The sequence below is a fragment of the Francisella persica ATCC VR-331 genome (genome assembly GCF_001653955.1).
Taxonomy (GTDB): Bacteria; Pseudomonadota; Gammaproteobacteria; order Francisellales; family Francisellaceae; genus Francisella; species Francisella persica.
This window is the reverse complement of sequence record NZ_CP013022.1, coordinates 949,870-964,212: the sequence shown is the minus strand read 5'-3', so window position 1 is coordinate 964,212 and position 14,343 is coordinate 949,870. Positions and strand designations below refer to the sequence as shown.

Sequence of the window (14,343 nt, the reverse complement as noted above, 5' to 3'; positions counted from 1 at the left end):
TAACTACAAATATTACTATAAAAGTAGCCTAAGTTAGAAACTTATTTAATAATTGATCTGTTTGCTTAAACTTTATCATTTTAACTTTAACTTAAATTCAAAAACTATATAAGCTACGAGCTTAAGGTATTATTTAAACTAAAAATAAACGAAAAAACAAAATCTTACAATAATTAAAACAATCTATTTTATTAGGTTCTGTACACAAAAAAGAAATTGAGAGTTTTGCAAACTTTAGATTTTTTTCTAAAAGTTCAATATGCATTGATAATTAGTAAACTGAGCAGCTATCAGAGGTGAATGAACAGAAAATTTATAATTATGAATTAATAAAACTTGGATAGAATTATGATTAAACAAATAGGCTCATCGATAACGATATTTTTTGTATGATAACAGTATATGCAAATAACGTGTAGATAGATATAAATAATGGGTTCAGATATAAATTACCCCATTACAACGTTGTTGAATTTTAAAGGTAACATCTATAATGAACCAAATACTACAGCATTTCAGAGTGCGTTTAGCATATATATGCCAGTACTTTTTTCAAAAAAAATATAATTTGAAACACGCAAAATTGTATTACTAATCCAATAGCTGCATGCAGACAATATTTACCGTTAAAATTTATAATACAAAATGATTAAAAAATTATTGAATATTTATATCCTTATGATATTACACGCCAATAAGCATTTTCTGGAATTATAATTAACTTAGGTTCAGATTATGTTACTATATTTACAACTGTATATCATAACGGACAGATGTAGATTAATAATGATCTATTCTCTTTTCTTGTGTGTGCTTTTAAATTACTTTACATAAAGTTTACTAATTTATATTTTGTTCCAAATATTTAACAAATTTTTCGTCATCATTTTTAAGTTACTTAGCAACGTTTGCTATACTATTTTGTAGATGTTTAGCCACTAATAACATTACTACTCCCATAACTTCTAATGTGTTCAACTACTTATTAATAAACTGTTTATAGTGATCTCTTTTACATATAAATTCTTATAAATTACATTTTGACTAGGTTGTGTTTCAAATAAACTATCTAGTATACCTATAAGAAGATCAATCGCTATAATAAGGAGTATAAGGATCATTGTTAAAAACTGCTTTTGCTGAGATTTCACTAAGTATTGTAAGCCCCCAAAGGGTATTACCTGCATAACTCTTTCTTGATAGAACATAATTTTTTTAACTACTTCATCTAATGTTTCCTTGAGAGAGAGGTGTTTAGATGAGCTTATAGGCCAATATATAAGGAACTTATTAAATGCTTACCATTGTGCCCATATGATATATACTTTTCATTATTTTTTTTTGCATAATGTATTTAAATTTTCTGGAGAAATATCAGTTTTAAAAACTATATTCCCCTATATAGATAGGAACACTTTTTAGCATTTCATCAACAGTAAACTTATTGCAGTCCATATATGGATCTTTCATATACTTCTTGATATTTTCGTGAACTTAGCTAATGAAATTCTTACTTGACCAAGTTTGGCAATTATAAAAGTAGAAATTACTATAATTAAATACTAAAATAGTAGTTTTAAAAATAAACAATATACCATTTTGATTAAATATTTCTGACTTAACACCAATAGTGGCAACTACTCCATAAATAAAACCATAAATAAAATTAGAGTGAGCATTTTGTGAAGAATTATCCTTTAGCAATAAAGTTAATATGAGAGTGTGATAAGCATTACTAGCTGGATTATAAGCATCTACTATATAACCTACTACCAAAGACTATTATTGTAAGCATACTTGTAGTAATAATTGAGAGTAAGTCATTTAATGTTTCTATGTTAATTTTATGGGAATAAAAGGAAATTTTATATCTTTGAAGTAGCTAGGCAGCTATAAAGACTTTATTATCGCTAAAATACGGTTGAAACAATAATTTACTCATAATTATAGACAACTGGTGTTTTAATAAAAAAATAATTTTAACTCTGCTCCTTAAATGGTTTTTAAAAATTACATACTCAAAACTAATATTTTAATTATATTTTTATAAAAAAACTATAGCCATATAAAAAACCTTAAAATAGCAAAAATATTATCTAGTACTATCAATCATAGACAATAAAACTATAAGATGAGAAATCATTGTAGATACTTTTTTAAAAATATGAACTTAGTTATAAATATAAATAACTTAAAACTATATGATTGTAATAAGTTTTGCTGTAACAATTCTTTTAATAAAGAACCGACATTATACAACTTTTATAGAAATAATGACTACTAAAAGTTTTTTTATTTATATTAGGCTTTGTTTTACTATTTGCTTTCGTTTTTACACATACTAATATGGTATCCAATTTTAAAAAAGATACTAGTGGTCTTTATAAATTACCTAAAAATTACTCAACATTAATAATCATGATGATACTAGCAAAAAACCTTCAAAAAGTTATTGTTTATTGCTAATTGTGGTTGGAAGCAACAAACTAATATGTTTAGAAATGGTGGAACTATAGTTGCGAATTTTGGGTATAAAGTTAGCGAAACTTATACTATTTATACTATGAATTAATTTATCAAAATTTTCTTGTCAGCCAGTATTAATAAATACTACTCAAATTAATAAGTATCTTGCTAGAACTGCAAAATATTATTATAAAATTAATAGCTATATAAGAGTATACACCATCACTGTACCTAATATTTAGCATATCAACATATATAATTAATCAACAAAAATCCCCTAATAATTATCTAGCAGCAAATAACACATTGGAAAGGCTTACAGTTTTTCTTGTTGGCGTGTTATGTTCTAAATCAAATATGTAGAGACAGTCTTAGCCTTAAAATAATTTATACATACAGTATTTGCTTTTCTAGCGACTCACAGAACTTTGTTACATCAGGTTTGCAGTATTTTTTAAAATATTTAAAAATATCTTTAAAATACACGATCGTTTGTTACCATTGCTTTCTCTCAACCCCCAAAAACTACAATAATGTTGAGTAGTAGTGCCAAACTAAAACTAACCTACAATGCTAGAAGCATAAAATTATAGTTAGACATATTAAGATGAGCTTTCATAAAACTCCCATATAGACAACATACACAATGCTACAGAAAATATTATCATAGTAGCAGCTGTGCCCATGGCCTTTAAGTAATATTACTCATAGCCGTACCTGTTTGTCATAGGTATAAAATAGCCACAAAATAACATATTAAATTCAGAGTTGTCACAGTACTATGATGACACCTGTAAAAACTATAAGAGCTATAAAAATAAAAACCATCGCTAAAATCCCAAGGTTGTAGCGTTTCTTATGGCTTTTCTCTACTTGATTCGATAGCTAAAAACCTTAAAATATATAATAGATGTTACTAAAATCAGATTTAAAACATTTATTAGATATATTTAATTCATCTACAAATAATCCTTTAAATGAGCTCTTTAAAACAACCGAGCGAAAAAGAAAAAAAGTATCGCTATAATCATGACACTCAACAAATATCCTGGTTGTGACAAAGCATGAACAAAACCTAACAGCATTTTTGATGCTGAAATTACAATTGTTTTTGCGCATCAGCTCTTAATATGCTAACTGAAAATATAAACCATAATATTTCTATCATCACCATACAAAAACAAGCAAATCTATATGAAATAGGAATAAGAGACAATGCTAAATATGTACTAACTATTGGTGCAACAATTATCATTATTGATAATACTGAATAATCTTTTTTCATTTAATTGTTATTATCAGCATTTAGTGATACTAAGTGATCTAGCAATAGATGAATAACAACCAGTACCAAATCCCAAACTAACAAAACAGATATAAACAATATAGATACTATCTTGATAGCCCTAAACCGATTAATCCAAATATTAATAGACTCTGGGGGAAATAGTACTTTTTAGCAGTAAATACATCTGATAATGTCGCAAATAAAATTGCAAAAATACTAAACATAAAAAATGATAAACTCATTGCCATTTGAGTAACATAATAAAACAAACCTAAATTAAATACTAATGAGGTGGTTAAAGTTATTTAAATTGTTAGGGTTACAGCCCACATATGTCAAAAAATACGCCAGGAAATTTCTCTTTTGACATTGTTTTATTATACACACAATTCTCTAATTCCTAAACACAATAAAATATTTATTATGATTATATACTATTTATATCTCTATAAAATGTTGATTTAGAATACTCTTTAGTAGTCGCTAGTACTATTTCCTAAAACTTTGCTTATTAGATATTTTATAATCTAAAAAATTACTAATATGATATTTTTTATCTTTAAATACAAAATTATTATAAACAATCATGTATACAAGCACATTACGAATGTAGTGCCGTGTCTCACCAAATGGTACATTTTCTATCCAAATCGCAGCTGGGGCTTCCTTTTCATTTAGCCACTTAGCAACATTACCTGGGCCAGCATTATATGCAGCTATATCTAGTACAATATTTTTATCAAAAAGCTTCTCTAAGAAATATAAATTTGCTATACCTAGTTTAATATTATTCTCAGGAATAAATATCTGACCAGTCATACCTTGAGATTTATCACCAATTAAAGATAATTTATATTTTTGGGCAATAAATTTTGCGGTTGGCTCTGTAACCTGCATCAATCCCTTTGCTCCAGCTGAAGAACACGCTTCAATATCAAATAATGATTCTTTACGCATAATTGATAAAACAAGAGCTTTATCAATACCAAATTTTTGGGCATTTTGATTAACTGTGGTTATGAAAGCTTTAGGAAAGAGCATATAAATATTATTATAATTACCAATAACTGACATATTAAATATAGCCGCATAATACATATGATTAACTTCAGCTAAACTTGCAAGTTGTTTAATCTCATCAATATGCTTATCTCTAAGCTTATTTCTGATTGCCCATTTCCAAATACTTGTTGAATCTTTGTATTGACCAACCTGATATAAATCGATAGCCTGTGCGGTAGCATCTTCTGCCAGTAGTTTTTTACTATTACTTAATGCCGTAGCAGTATCATTACCAAAATTATATGGTTTACCAAGCCTATCAGACGCTAAAAATGAATAGTAATCAAGCGGTTGTTGTATTAATTCAGCAAAGATTTTCTCCGCTTTTTGTTTCTCACCTAGCTGATCATAACTATATGCTAGCCAATATTTCCATGCTTGGTTTTGTTGTGATTTAGTAGGAAGTTGACTATATGTTTTTATATAATCCGCAAAGTTATTGTTGTATAAATCAACTCTTAATAACCACTCCAAAGCTGTCGTATCGAGATATTTTTTATCTACTCTAGTTAGCCACTGTTTTGCTTGTGATGATTTAGATCTTGCAAAACTTACCACTATTGCTGAGATACACTGTTGTTTTACTTTTGTGCTTAGATATCTTTTATTTTTTAGATTATCCCATACTCTTGCATAGCCCTCGGCGTCTTTTCTTATTAAATCTCTAGAAATATCAACAATGACTTTGTCAAAATAATTATAGTTATTAAACCTATTAATAAAACTGTCTAATTTACTCGAATCTTTAGTAGCTTGTTTCCATGCACTTATATAATTGAGATAATCTTTATTATCTTTGACATAAGTATTTAATAACCACAGACTATCATCAAACTTATTGGCAAAAGCAAGAGTATATGCTTTAGTTGTTAGATAAGCTCTTGGTTTATAATTAGAATTATCCCAATATTTTTGGATTTTATTACATGCAGCAGGCATATACACTCGATTCTGCCAAAGTTGGCCATATTCATTTAATGCTTTAGTTTTTTTACCTAATTCATATTCTGCTTGCATACTCCAACATTTACCAGGTACCCCTAAATCGCCTTTATAATACTTGCCAAAGAGCTTCCAGTCATGTTTTTTGGCATAATATTGCGCTAAATCATCACTAAGTCGGTTTTGCCAATAGCTATTATCTTGCTTGAAATACTCATCTATTGTTGATTGCTTAAAAATATTAGGATCTGTACTTATTTCTTTATATTGTAAATATGGGTAAATACTAGTATCTTTGAGTTTCGATTTATAATAAAAATATGATTTATAGTCTTTTTTAGCTAATGCATCTATGGCTTTTTGAGAATATTTAACTTGTTGTGTCGTGAGACTATAGCCAATAGCACTAGATAAAATCAACATGCAACTTGATATAAACTTTTTATTAATCACAATAACTTGACTATTAGAAAATTATTCTACTAAAATACTAACATTATTAACACTAAAAAACTAATCATTATCAAGCCTCAGTCGTAATAATCATAATTTAAAATCAATATTCTAAAACTTTCTAGATATTCATAAGCAAAAGTTAGTATATTTAGCTTAATTAAATTACAATAATACGATGTGGCTACTAAAAATTATTTCTTAAAACTATGAAAAATAAGCTAAAACTATTTTTTATATTTGCTTTTATATACTTGATTTTGTTGTTAGTTTTCTATTACTTTCGTATTCAACATAATTATTATTTTGCTATATCTACACTTAAAAATAATAATATTGCAAAAAAATTAAATGTTAAGACTATAGCTAATCTAAAATATCTCAAATATAATCATGCTTCATCAATGACAACTATTGATAATAAACTTTTTATTACTTGGTATAGTGGCAATCAAGAAACTGCGCCAAATACTAAGATAATGCTTGCAATAGCTGAGAAAGTAGCTGGAAAGTGGCACTTCGATAAAATCAGACCCGTTATGGATAAACAAAAGTTTCAATATATATTTAAGAAACATATTCATCATTTAGGTAACCCAATTATATATTCTCAAGGAAAAAAATTGTGGTTAGTTTTTACCTCATCTAGCGGTGGATGGGTAACTTCTTCTTTAAATATTATGTACTCAAATGATCTAGGTAAAACTTGGAATACACCAAAAACTATAATCTCTTCACCAGTATTTAATTTCAGCACATTAACAAGAGGATCAGCAATCGAACTAGATAATAATAGATTTGCGATTCCTGTATACAAAGAATTTAATAATCTCAAAGGTAGATGGTTTGTCTTTAATAATGATGGTGAACTTACATTTGTTTCAGAAATGACTAATGATAGCATAAATTTACAACCTACAGTAATTCGACTATCAAAAACTCATGCTTTGGCTCTATATAGACAGATGCATAGTCCTATAAAAAAAATATATACAAACGAAACCGTTGATAGTGGTATATCATGGTCAAAAGTAAAACCAACACGACTTGATAATCCAGACTCTGGTATTGCCGCAATAAAAATACAAAATGGTATCCTATTAGCCTACAACAATTCTACTAATAGTCGTTCCAATCTTAGTCTAGCCTTCAAAGCAGATAATTCTCAACAGTGGCAAAATATTTATAAATTCCCAAATAAATCTAAAGGAGAGCTTTCATACCCTGCACTTACTTTGTATCAAAGTAATATTATTTTAGCATTTTCTAATAAAGCTAAAGGGACAATAAGAGTTGTTGAGATTAAAGGAGAAAATTCTAATGCTTAACTATTATAACCTTTTGACAGCCAACCTTTTTGTGATATACTTTTTTTTGAGAATATTTACTCTTCTACCTAAAAGATTATTACTACTAGCAATATTAATACTACTTTGCTTTAACTTTATAAATATAAGTTCTGACAATGAGACTATATTTTATTTTGTTACTGGATTTATAAACTATTTTAGCTTTTCTTCATTTATCTTACTGATATTTATTATAGTAACTACATTTATAAGTAAGAGAACTATTATTTTTCCATATACCAGTACAGCTTTTATATTAATGCTTATTATATTTTATGGTTTATTCTTTATAGTGTCATATAAGCTTTACGACATTGGTTATAACGCATATTTAGTATTAGCTGGCGTATTTACCTATGGACTAATACTACTTTTGATTTCTAATAGATTTACATTATTTAATATTATTATTGTTATCGCTACTGTTGCATTCTTTAATGGTATTTTACAGGGTAATATATGGAACTATCTCTTAGACCCAGTTTTGCTAGTGGTATGTATTATTGAGATATCTAGAGCTTTATTAATAACAGCGAAAAATAAACAATACAAAGATAAATTTATATATTACTAAGCATTTGCATTACAAAGTTTGCTGACCTTTTAGCAGACATATTAGCAAACTCATCGAAATTTTCAGGCGCATTACCATCAGCAGTATCAGAAATACTTCTTAGAATTAGACTTTGCACGCCCATTTCATTACAAACAAGATTAACACTTGCTCCTTCCATTTCTATAGCCTTTGCATCAAACTCTTTGATCACAAAATCTTTTCTATCTGCACAATGGACAAATTGATCTCCTGTAGCAATAACACCAGTGTGTAGCTTAATATCAAGTTCATTAGCAACATTTTGAGCTTGTTTTAAAAGCCGAGTCGATGTTGTTATCTTAACTTCTGAAATAGGAATCTTACCATATGGATAACCAAAAGCTGTCACATCAACATCATGTTGTACTGTAGCAGTTGCAGCAATCATATCACCTACTTTTAAATCTTGCAGTCCTCCGGCAACACCTATAAACAATAATGCCTCAACACCAAAGCGCTCAATCATTATCGTTGCCGTCAAACTTGAGAATACTTTACCAATTTTACTATAGGCTATTACAAGCTCTTTAGCCTGATAATTTGCCAGATAGTATTTGTTATTTGCATACTCTATAGTCTCATAGCTATCTAACTTATCTAAAATTGGTTGGATCTCTATCTCCATTGCTCCTAATATTGCAATTTTTTTCATTGTTTACTCTCTATAGTTTCTATATCAATTTTGGTTATTTTTCTAAAACCTTGAGGTAATAGCACTCCACCACCAGATGGCTTATCGCTATAGTAAGTCTCAATATTTTTACTATCAATACGAATAAATCTCTTACCCGCATTTAGTGTTAACTCTTGATTTGCTGTAAATAGCTCAATAAATTTAAGTTTGTCTTTTTTATCTAGCTTAATGATTGATTTACCCTTACCTTTTTTAAGTAATACAAAACTAGCAAAATCACGTACAATCATCCTACCTTGTGAACTTATAGCTAGCACCTTATGATCTTGCTCAAATGGTATAAACTTAAAGACATTATCAGCATCAAAAATATTTTTTCCCGTTATTTTATTTGTAATAAGATCTTCAGCAGGTATCACAAAACCTTTGCCACTTTCACTAGCAATTAAGAAATATCCAGCAGCATTTACAAAAGCCATATTTATAATTTGATCTTTTTTATCCAGCGGGATATATGTAGTTATATGCTCACCATAACCTCTTGCAGATGGGAATTTATCTACATACATAGAGTAAGCCTTACCAAGCTTACTAAAAAATACCAGCTTAATATTACTACTACCTGAAGTTACCAAAAATGGCTTATCCTCGGGCTTATAACTTAAACCTGACGGATCAATATTTTCACCTTTAGCACATCTAATCCAACCAGTTTTTGACAAGATAATAGTTACTCTCTCATTAGGCATCAGATCCTTTTCTTTTAGAGCTTGAGCCTTTTCTACAGCAATAATTTTCGAGCGTCTAGAATCGCCAAAATTTACTAATATTTGCTTGAATTCTTTCTTCATTAAGTTTCTAAACTTAACTTCACTATTTAAATAACCCTCAAGTAATTCTCTTTCCTTTTGCAATTCCATTTGCTCTTTTTTAATCTCAATTTCTTCAATCTTTGCTAACTTACGTAATCTAATATTCAAAATTGCGTCAGCTTGGATTTCAGAAAGTTCAAATCTATTTTTTAACTCTAAACTAGGATCATCGTAGTTTCTAATGATATCAATAACTTCATCTATATTTAGAAATGCTACCAATAAACCTTCTAATATATGTAAACGGTCTAAAACCTTATCTAGGCTAGCCTGTAGTCTTCTTCGTAAGGTATGCTTACGATACTCTAGCCATTGGTTAAGTATATCTAAAAGATTTTTCACCTGTGGCCGATTGTCTAAACCAATCATATTCATATTGACACGATAGCTTTTCTCAAGATCTGTAGTCGCTAACAAATGTTCCATTATTTTCTTGATATTCTTCTTTGTCGTTGCCGAATATAAGACTATTTTCACAGGCTCTTTATCATCTGATTCATCTTGGATATTTTTTATCCAAGTAATTTTTTGTTGCTTAAGCTCGTTAGCAATTTGCTCCATTACTGCGGCACTCGAAACCTGATGAGGTAATTTTGTAATCACAACATTACCATGATTATCATATCCATAAACTGCTTGCTGGCGTATCGATCCATTACCTGACTTATATACTTCGGCAATTTCTTGTTTGCTACTGATAATATTAGCACCACCAGGATAGTCAGGAGCCTCGACAATCTCAAGAATTTCCTCAATAATCGAATTAGGCTTAGACAATAATTGTAAACAAGCATTTATAATCTCTGTAATATTGTGTGGTGGAATATATGTCGACATCCCCACAGCAATACCCATAGCACCATTAAGTAAAATATTTGGCACCTGAGCAGGCAAAAGTTTAGGTTCATCCATTGTCCCGTCGAAATTTTTGACCCAATCTACAGTGCCTTTTTTTAATTCATCTAGAAGTAATACCGCATATTTAGATAAACGCGACTCAGTATAACGCATCGCTGCAAATGACTTTGGATCATCTATAGATCCCCAGTTACCCTGACCATCAATAAAAGGATAACGATAGGAAAAGTCTTGTGCCATCAATACCATAGCTTCATAACAAGCACTATCACCATGAGGATGGTATTTACCTAAGACATCACCAACTGTACGCGCTGATTTTTTATACTTAGATAAATGACTTAAACCAATTTCACTCATCGCATATATGATACGCCTTTGTACTGGCTTAAGACCATCAGAAATATGTGGCAAAGCTCTATCAAGGATCACATACATTGAGTAATTTAGGTATGCTTGTTCGGAAAATTCAGCTACAGAGCGAGTTCTTTCTAAACTTGAGAATAAATCCATGTATATACAGAAAATATTAAGTAACTTATTTTTAAATAATATATTAACAAAGCCCACTATACTAGACAATTAGCTACTAGCGTTCAAAAACATTTTGTAGGCTTAACTCTTATGTCTTCTAAGATAGGCTATAGTTTGTAGTTCTTTTGAAAAAACAAACTTATTTCTTTCTAAAAAATCTAAAGTTTTTAGAATATCCTTAAAGCCAGAGAGAACCCAAGCTTGAATATTATAATCAAATACAGTTTTTGCCTTTAGGTATCTACTTACTCCAGCTCTACATTCTTGAGTCAAAAAATCTGTTGCTGGAAACTTAATAACAATAACACCACTTTTATCATACGCAGCAATCTTAGAATAAATCGCCAAGCTAGCTAATTGCTCTTTGATACCCTTAAAATCTTCCCAAGCTAAGAGCATTTTATCTGTTGTTTCTTTTTCTAAGAACTTGATAGACTTCGTATTATAACTTTGTTTTATACTATACACTTCTTCTTTGAGTTGAGTATATTTTTCTAGTAATTCTTTATAGCAACGTTCTAAGCTAAGATTAGAAATTTCTAAACTATCATTTTTATTAGAAAGCTCAACCTGCTTGTACTTGAGCTTAGTAGTACTTTTAGATATTTGTTGTTGAATATATTGCATAATATTGTTGCGTAAACTAAAAGCAATATTATCTCTATCAACACCAAAATTTTTTAGCGTACTTCTTACAGTTTCAAGTAGTTCATCATGCACTGGCTGATTAATCTCTAGTGTTTCTTGCTCTGCAACTGCTAAAGCTTGCTTTTTATCCTCTTTATATAAAGTAACCTTTTCTACTAAATCAATAATAGATACACCACCACCAATAAGTTTTCGAACTTTATTGACAGTAATCTCTTCATTTTGGGCTCGTAAAAGATTACACTTTTGATTTACCAGCCTCTGAGCTACTTGTTTTGACATACTAGTTTTTTTCTTCTTCTCTTAGTGTTAGGACTTCATACCCATATTTTGTAACCAAAATTGTATGCTCCCATTGCGCTGAGAGTGATCGGTCTTTTGTAACGGTAGTCCAACCATCTTTTAGCACTGACACTGCTCTTTTACCGATGTTTATCATTGGTTCGATTGTAAATATCATTCCTTCTTCAAACATCGCACCTGTACCGGCCTTACCATTATGCATAACATGAGGTGGCTCATGAAAATGAGCACCAATTCCATGACCACAAAAAGCATCAACTATCGAATAACCAAACTTCTTTGCATGCTTTTCTATAACTGCACCGATATCTCCAAAATGATTGCCAGGTTTGACAACCTCTATACCTTTCCATAAGCATTCATGAGTAACTTCAACTAGCTTTTTAGCTATAACTGATGGCTTGCCTATCATAAACATCTTACTTGTATCACCATGATAGCCATCTTTTTTAACTGTGATATCAATATTTACTATATCACCATTTTTAAGCTTTTTATCAGCTGGAATTCCATGACAAACAACATGGTTTATTGAGGTACAAATAGATTTAGGAAAACCATTATAATTAAGCGGTGCTGGATATGCATCCTGGTCTTTGACTATATATTCATGGCAAATTCTATCAAGTTCTGCAGTTGTCACTCCCTCTTTAACAAAAGGAGTAATCATTTCTAAAACCTCTGCTGCTAACCTACCAGCAACACGCATTTTTTCTATTTCTTGTGGAGTTTTTATTATTATTTGACTCATCAGCAATCAATATTTAATTTTAAGAAATTATTATTTTATATATTATAAACCATCAGTTGATGAATATATAGATGTTACGAAAGGATGTTAAAATTATTGCAAAACTAAAATAAATATAATCGATCAATAAATAGTATGCAAATAAAAAATTGGTGAATGACAAATGAAATAATGTAGAAAGAAATCAAAAGCAGAACTTACATTTAAAATTTTACTTGAACTAACAATGCATATAACATAGATTTAGAGACTGAGTTTGCACAAAAATATAAGCTCTAAAACCTCTAGTACAGCAATGGAATAAAGCTAAAGCGTTTACTCAAAGCTAGAAGAGATAAGTTAGATTAAGTTTGAGCTCATACAAATTAGTAGTCTCGACAAATACTTAGTAGCAATTTTAGATTACTTTAAATATTTTGCTAGCTACGTATATCTTTTAGTAGTATTTTGTACTACAATCTACTTTCGTAAGGGTAAAGAAAATTTCTACTCAATTTAAATTTTCGTTATTTAATTTCAATTTTTGCTTAATCTCTTAAATTGTCATTTGATAATTCCATACACTAATAAATCTAGCTTTTATAGCTAAAACTAAATAAATAAAAAAACTAAAGAGAATAAAAATGAATAATAGATCACAAGGTACAGTAAAATTTTTCAATGATCAAAAAGGATTTGGTTTCATCACGCCTGAAAATGGTGGAAAAGATGTATTTGTACATATATCAAAATTAAATGGTGAAACTCTAGCTGAAGGTCAGCAAGTTATTTTTGAAACTCAAGAAGGTAAAAAAGGTCCTGAAGCTATCAATATTGAGGTACTATAATGCCAAGTATTAGAGTAGATGAGCGCAAACCATTTGATATAAGTTTAAGAAACTTCAAACGCGCTTGCGAAAAAGCTGGTATCAAGCAAGAACTTAGAGATAGACAGCACTACGTAAAGCCAACAGAAAAAAGAAAGATAGCAAAACGCCAAGCCATCAAAAGAGCAAGAACTTCTCAGATAAGAACTTTTACTTAATCTAGAATATTATACTATGCTGCCAATCTTTTTTAGTCAATCTAAATACTAAATTATTTCTTGTAACATCTCTGTTATAAATTTTAGCGCCTAACTTAGCTACTGCTTTTTGTGAGCTAAAGTTTTTATCCCAGACATCAAAAAAACACATCATCAACAAATTTAAAAGCATAGTCTAGCAGTATCTTTTAAACTTTTCTATTTAAGTTCGGTACCACAGTATTTTTTTGGTATAGAATGGTATATATTTGATGATTACTTAAAATTATATTCATAATATCTAGTTGAACTAACCAATTTATTTTAAGTAAAATAACATATAAAATTTTGCGGATTGTTAAAACCAAGCTTTTAAATAACCTTCTAAAGCCATTTAACTCACATCGTATTTTATCATTACGTTGCACCTATATTTCATGATCTTTGACAATCTCAAATAGCTCATCAAAATCATTTTGAGTCATTATCTGAATGACTACATCATAACAGATTATTAAAGTCCATAAACCCACTTTACTTATGTTTAAAACTAACTGCAGACTGGTGATTAGCATCTTCGAAAAA

At 29.3% G+C, this 14,343-nt stretch carries 10 protein-coding genes and 1 pseudogene; 4 read left to right on the top strand and 7 right to left on the bottom strand.

All coding sequences use genetic code 11. From position 1 onward, the window contains the following. Positions 1 to 3,565 precede the first annotated feature (3,565 nt). Together FSC845_RS07840 and FSC845_RS04295 are read right to left on the bottom strand one after the other, a co-directional pair. The gene (locus FSC845_RS07840; protein ID WP_144416473.1) at positions 3,566 to 3,751 is read right to left on the bottom strand and encodes a hypothetical protein; all 186 of its coding nucleotides are present in this window, start codon (positions 3,749 to 3,751) and stop codon (positions 3,566 to 3,568) included. Between the two features lie 492 nt (positions 3,752 to 4,243). Then, the gene (locus FSC845_RS04295; RefSeq protein ID WP_082343462.1) at positions 4,244 to 6,211 is read right to left on the bottom strand and encodes a lytic transglycosylase domain-containing protein; all 1,968 of its coding nucleotides are present in this window, start codon (positions 6,209 to 6,211) and stop codon (positions 4,244 to 4,246) included. Positions 6,212 to 6,420: 209 nt separating this feature from the next. Here FSC845_RS04295 and FSC845_RS04290 point away from each other — a divergent pair, with 209 nt between their 5' ends. Further along, positions 6,421 to 7,539: an exo-alpha-sialidase gene (locus FSC845_RS04290; RefSeq protein ID WP_064460870.1), complete on the top strand. Its 1,119-nt coding sequence runs from the start codon at positions 6,421 to 6,423 to the stop codon at positions 7,537 to 7,539. After that, on the top strand, positions 7,532 to 8,134 hold the full coding sequence (locus FSC845_RS04285; protein ID WP_064460869.1) for a hypothetical protein: 603 nt from the start codon (positions 7,532 to 7,534) through the stop codon (positions 8,132 to 8,134). The genes FSC845_RS04290 and FSC845_RS04285 overlap by 8 nt, the downstream gene beginning before the upstream one ends. Here FSC845_RS04285 and FSC845_RS04280 read toward each other — a convergent pair. The 4 genes from FSC845_RS04280 to map form a co-directional block, all read right to left on the bottom strand. Next, positions 8,121 to 8,807, bottom strand: a complete 687-nt coding sequence (locus FSC845_RS04280) for a 5'-methylthioadenosine/adenosylhomocysteine nucleosidase (RefSeq protein WP_064460868.1) — start codon at positions 8,805 to 8,807, stop codon at positions 8,121 to 8,123. The two genes, FSC845_RS04285 and FSC845_RS04280, sit on opposite strands and share 14 nt — an antisense overlap. Then, positions 8,804 to 11,032 (bottom strand): DNA topoisomerase IV subunit A, encoded by a 2,229-nt coding sequence (gene parC / locus FSC845_RS04275; RefSeq protein ID WP_064460867.1) that lies wholly within the window; start codon positions 11,030 to 11,032, stop codon positions 8,804 to 8,806. Before parC ends, FSC845_RS04280 begins: the two co-directional genes overlap by 4 nt. 102 nt (positions 11,033 to 11,134) lie before the next feature. After that, the gene (locus FSC845_RS04270) at positions 11,135 to 11,983 is read right to left on the bottom strand and encodes a hypothetical protein (RefSeq protein ID WP_064460866.1); all 849 of its coding nucleotides are present in this window, start codon (positions 11,981 to 11,983) and stop codon (positions 11,135 to 11,137) included. A gap of 1 nt (position 11,984) precedes the next feature. Continuing rightward, positions 11,985 to 12,755, bottom strand: coding sequence for a type I methionyl aminopeptidase (map, locus tag FSC845_RS04265; RefSeq protein WP_064460865.1), 771 nt, complete (start codon positions 12,753 to 12,755; stop codon positions 11,985 to 11,987). 623 nt (positions 12,756 to 13,378) lie between these two features. On the opposite strand from map, the gene FSC845_RS04260 reads away from it, so the two are divergent. Next, positions 13,379 to 13,582, top strand: coding sequence for a cold-shock protein (locus FSC845_RS04260; RefSeq protein WP_064460864.1), 204 nt, complete (start codon positions 13,379 to 13,381; stop codon positions 13,580 to 13,582). Then, positions 13,582 to 13,779 (top strand): 30S ribosomal protein S21, encoded by a 198-nt coding sequence (gene rpsU, locus FSC845_RS04255; protein WP_064460863.1) that lies wholly within the window; start codon positions 13,582 to 13,584, stop codon positions 13,777 to 13,779. The genes FSC845_RS04260 and rpsU overlap by 1 nt, the downstream gene beginning before the upstream one ends. A 1-nt stretch (position 13,780) precedes the next feature. On the opposite strand, the pseudogene FSC845_RS04250 reads toward rpsU, so the two are convergent. Further along, positions 13,781 to 14,186: pseudogene (locus FSC845_RS04250) on the bottom strand (GNAT family N-acetyltransferase). Positions 14,187 to 14,343: the final 157 nt, after the last annotated feature.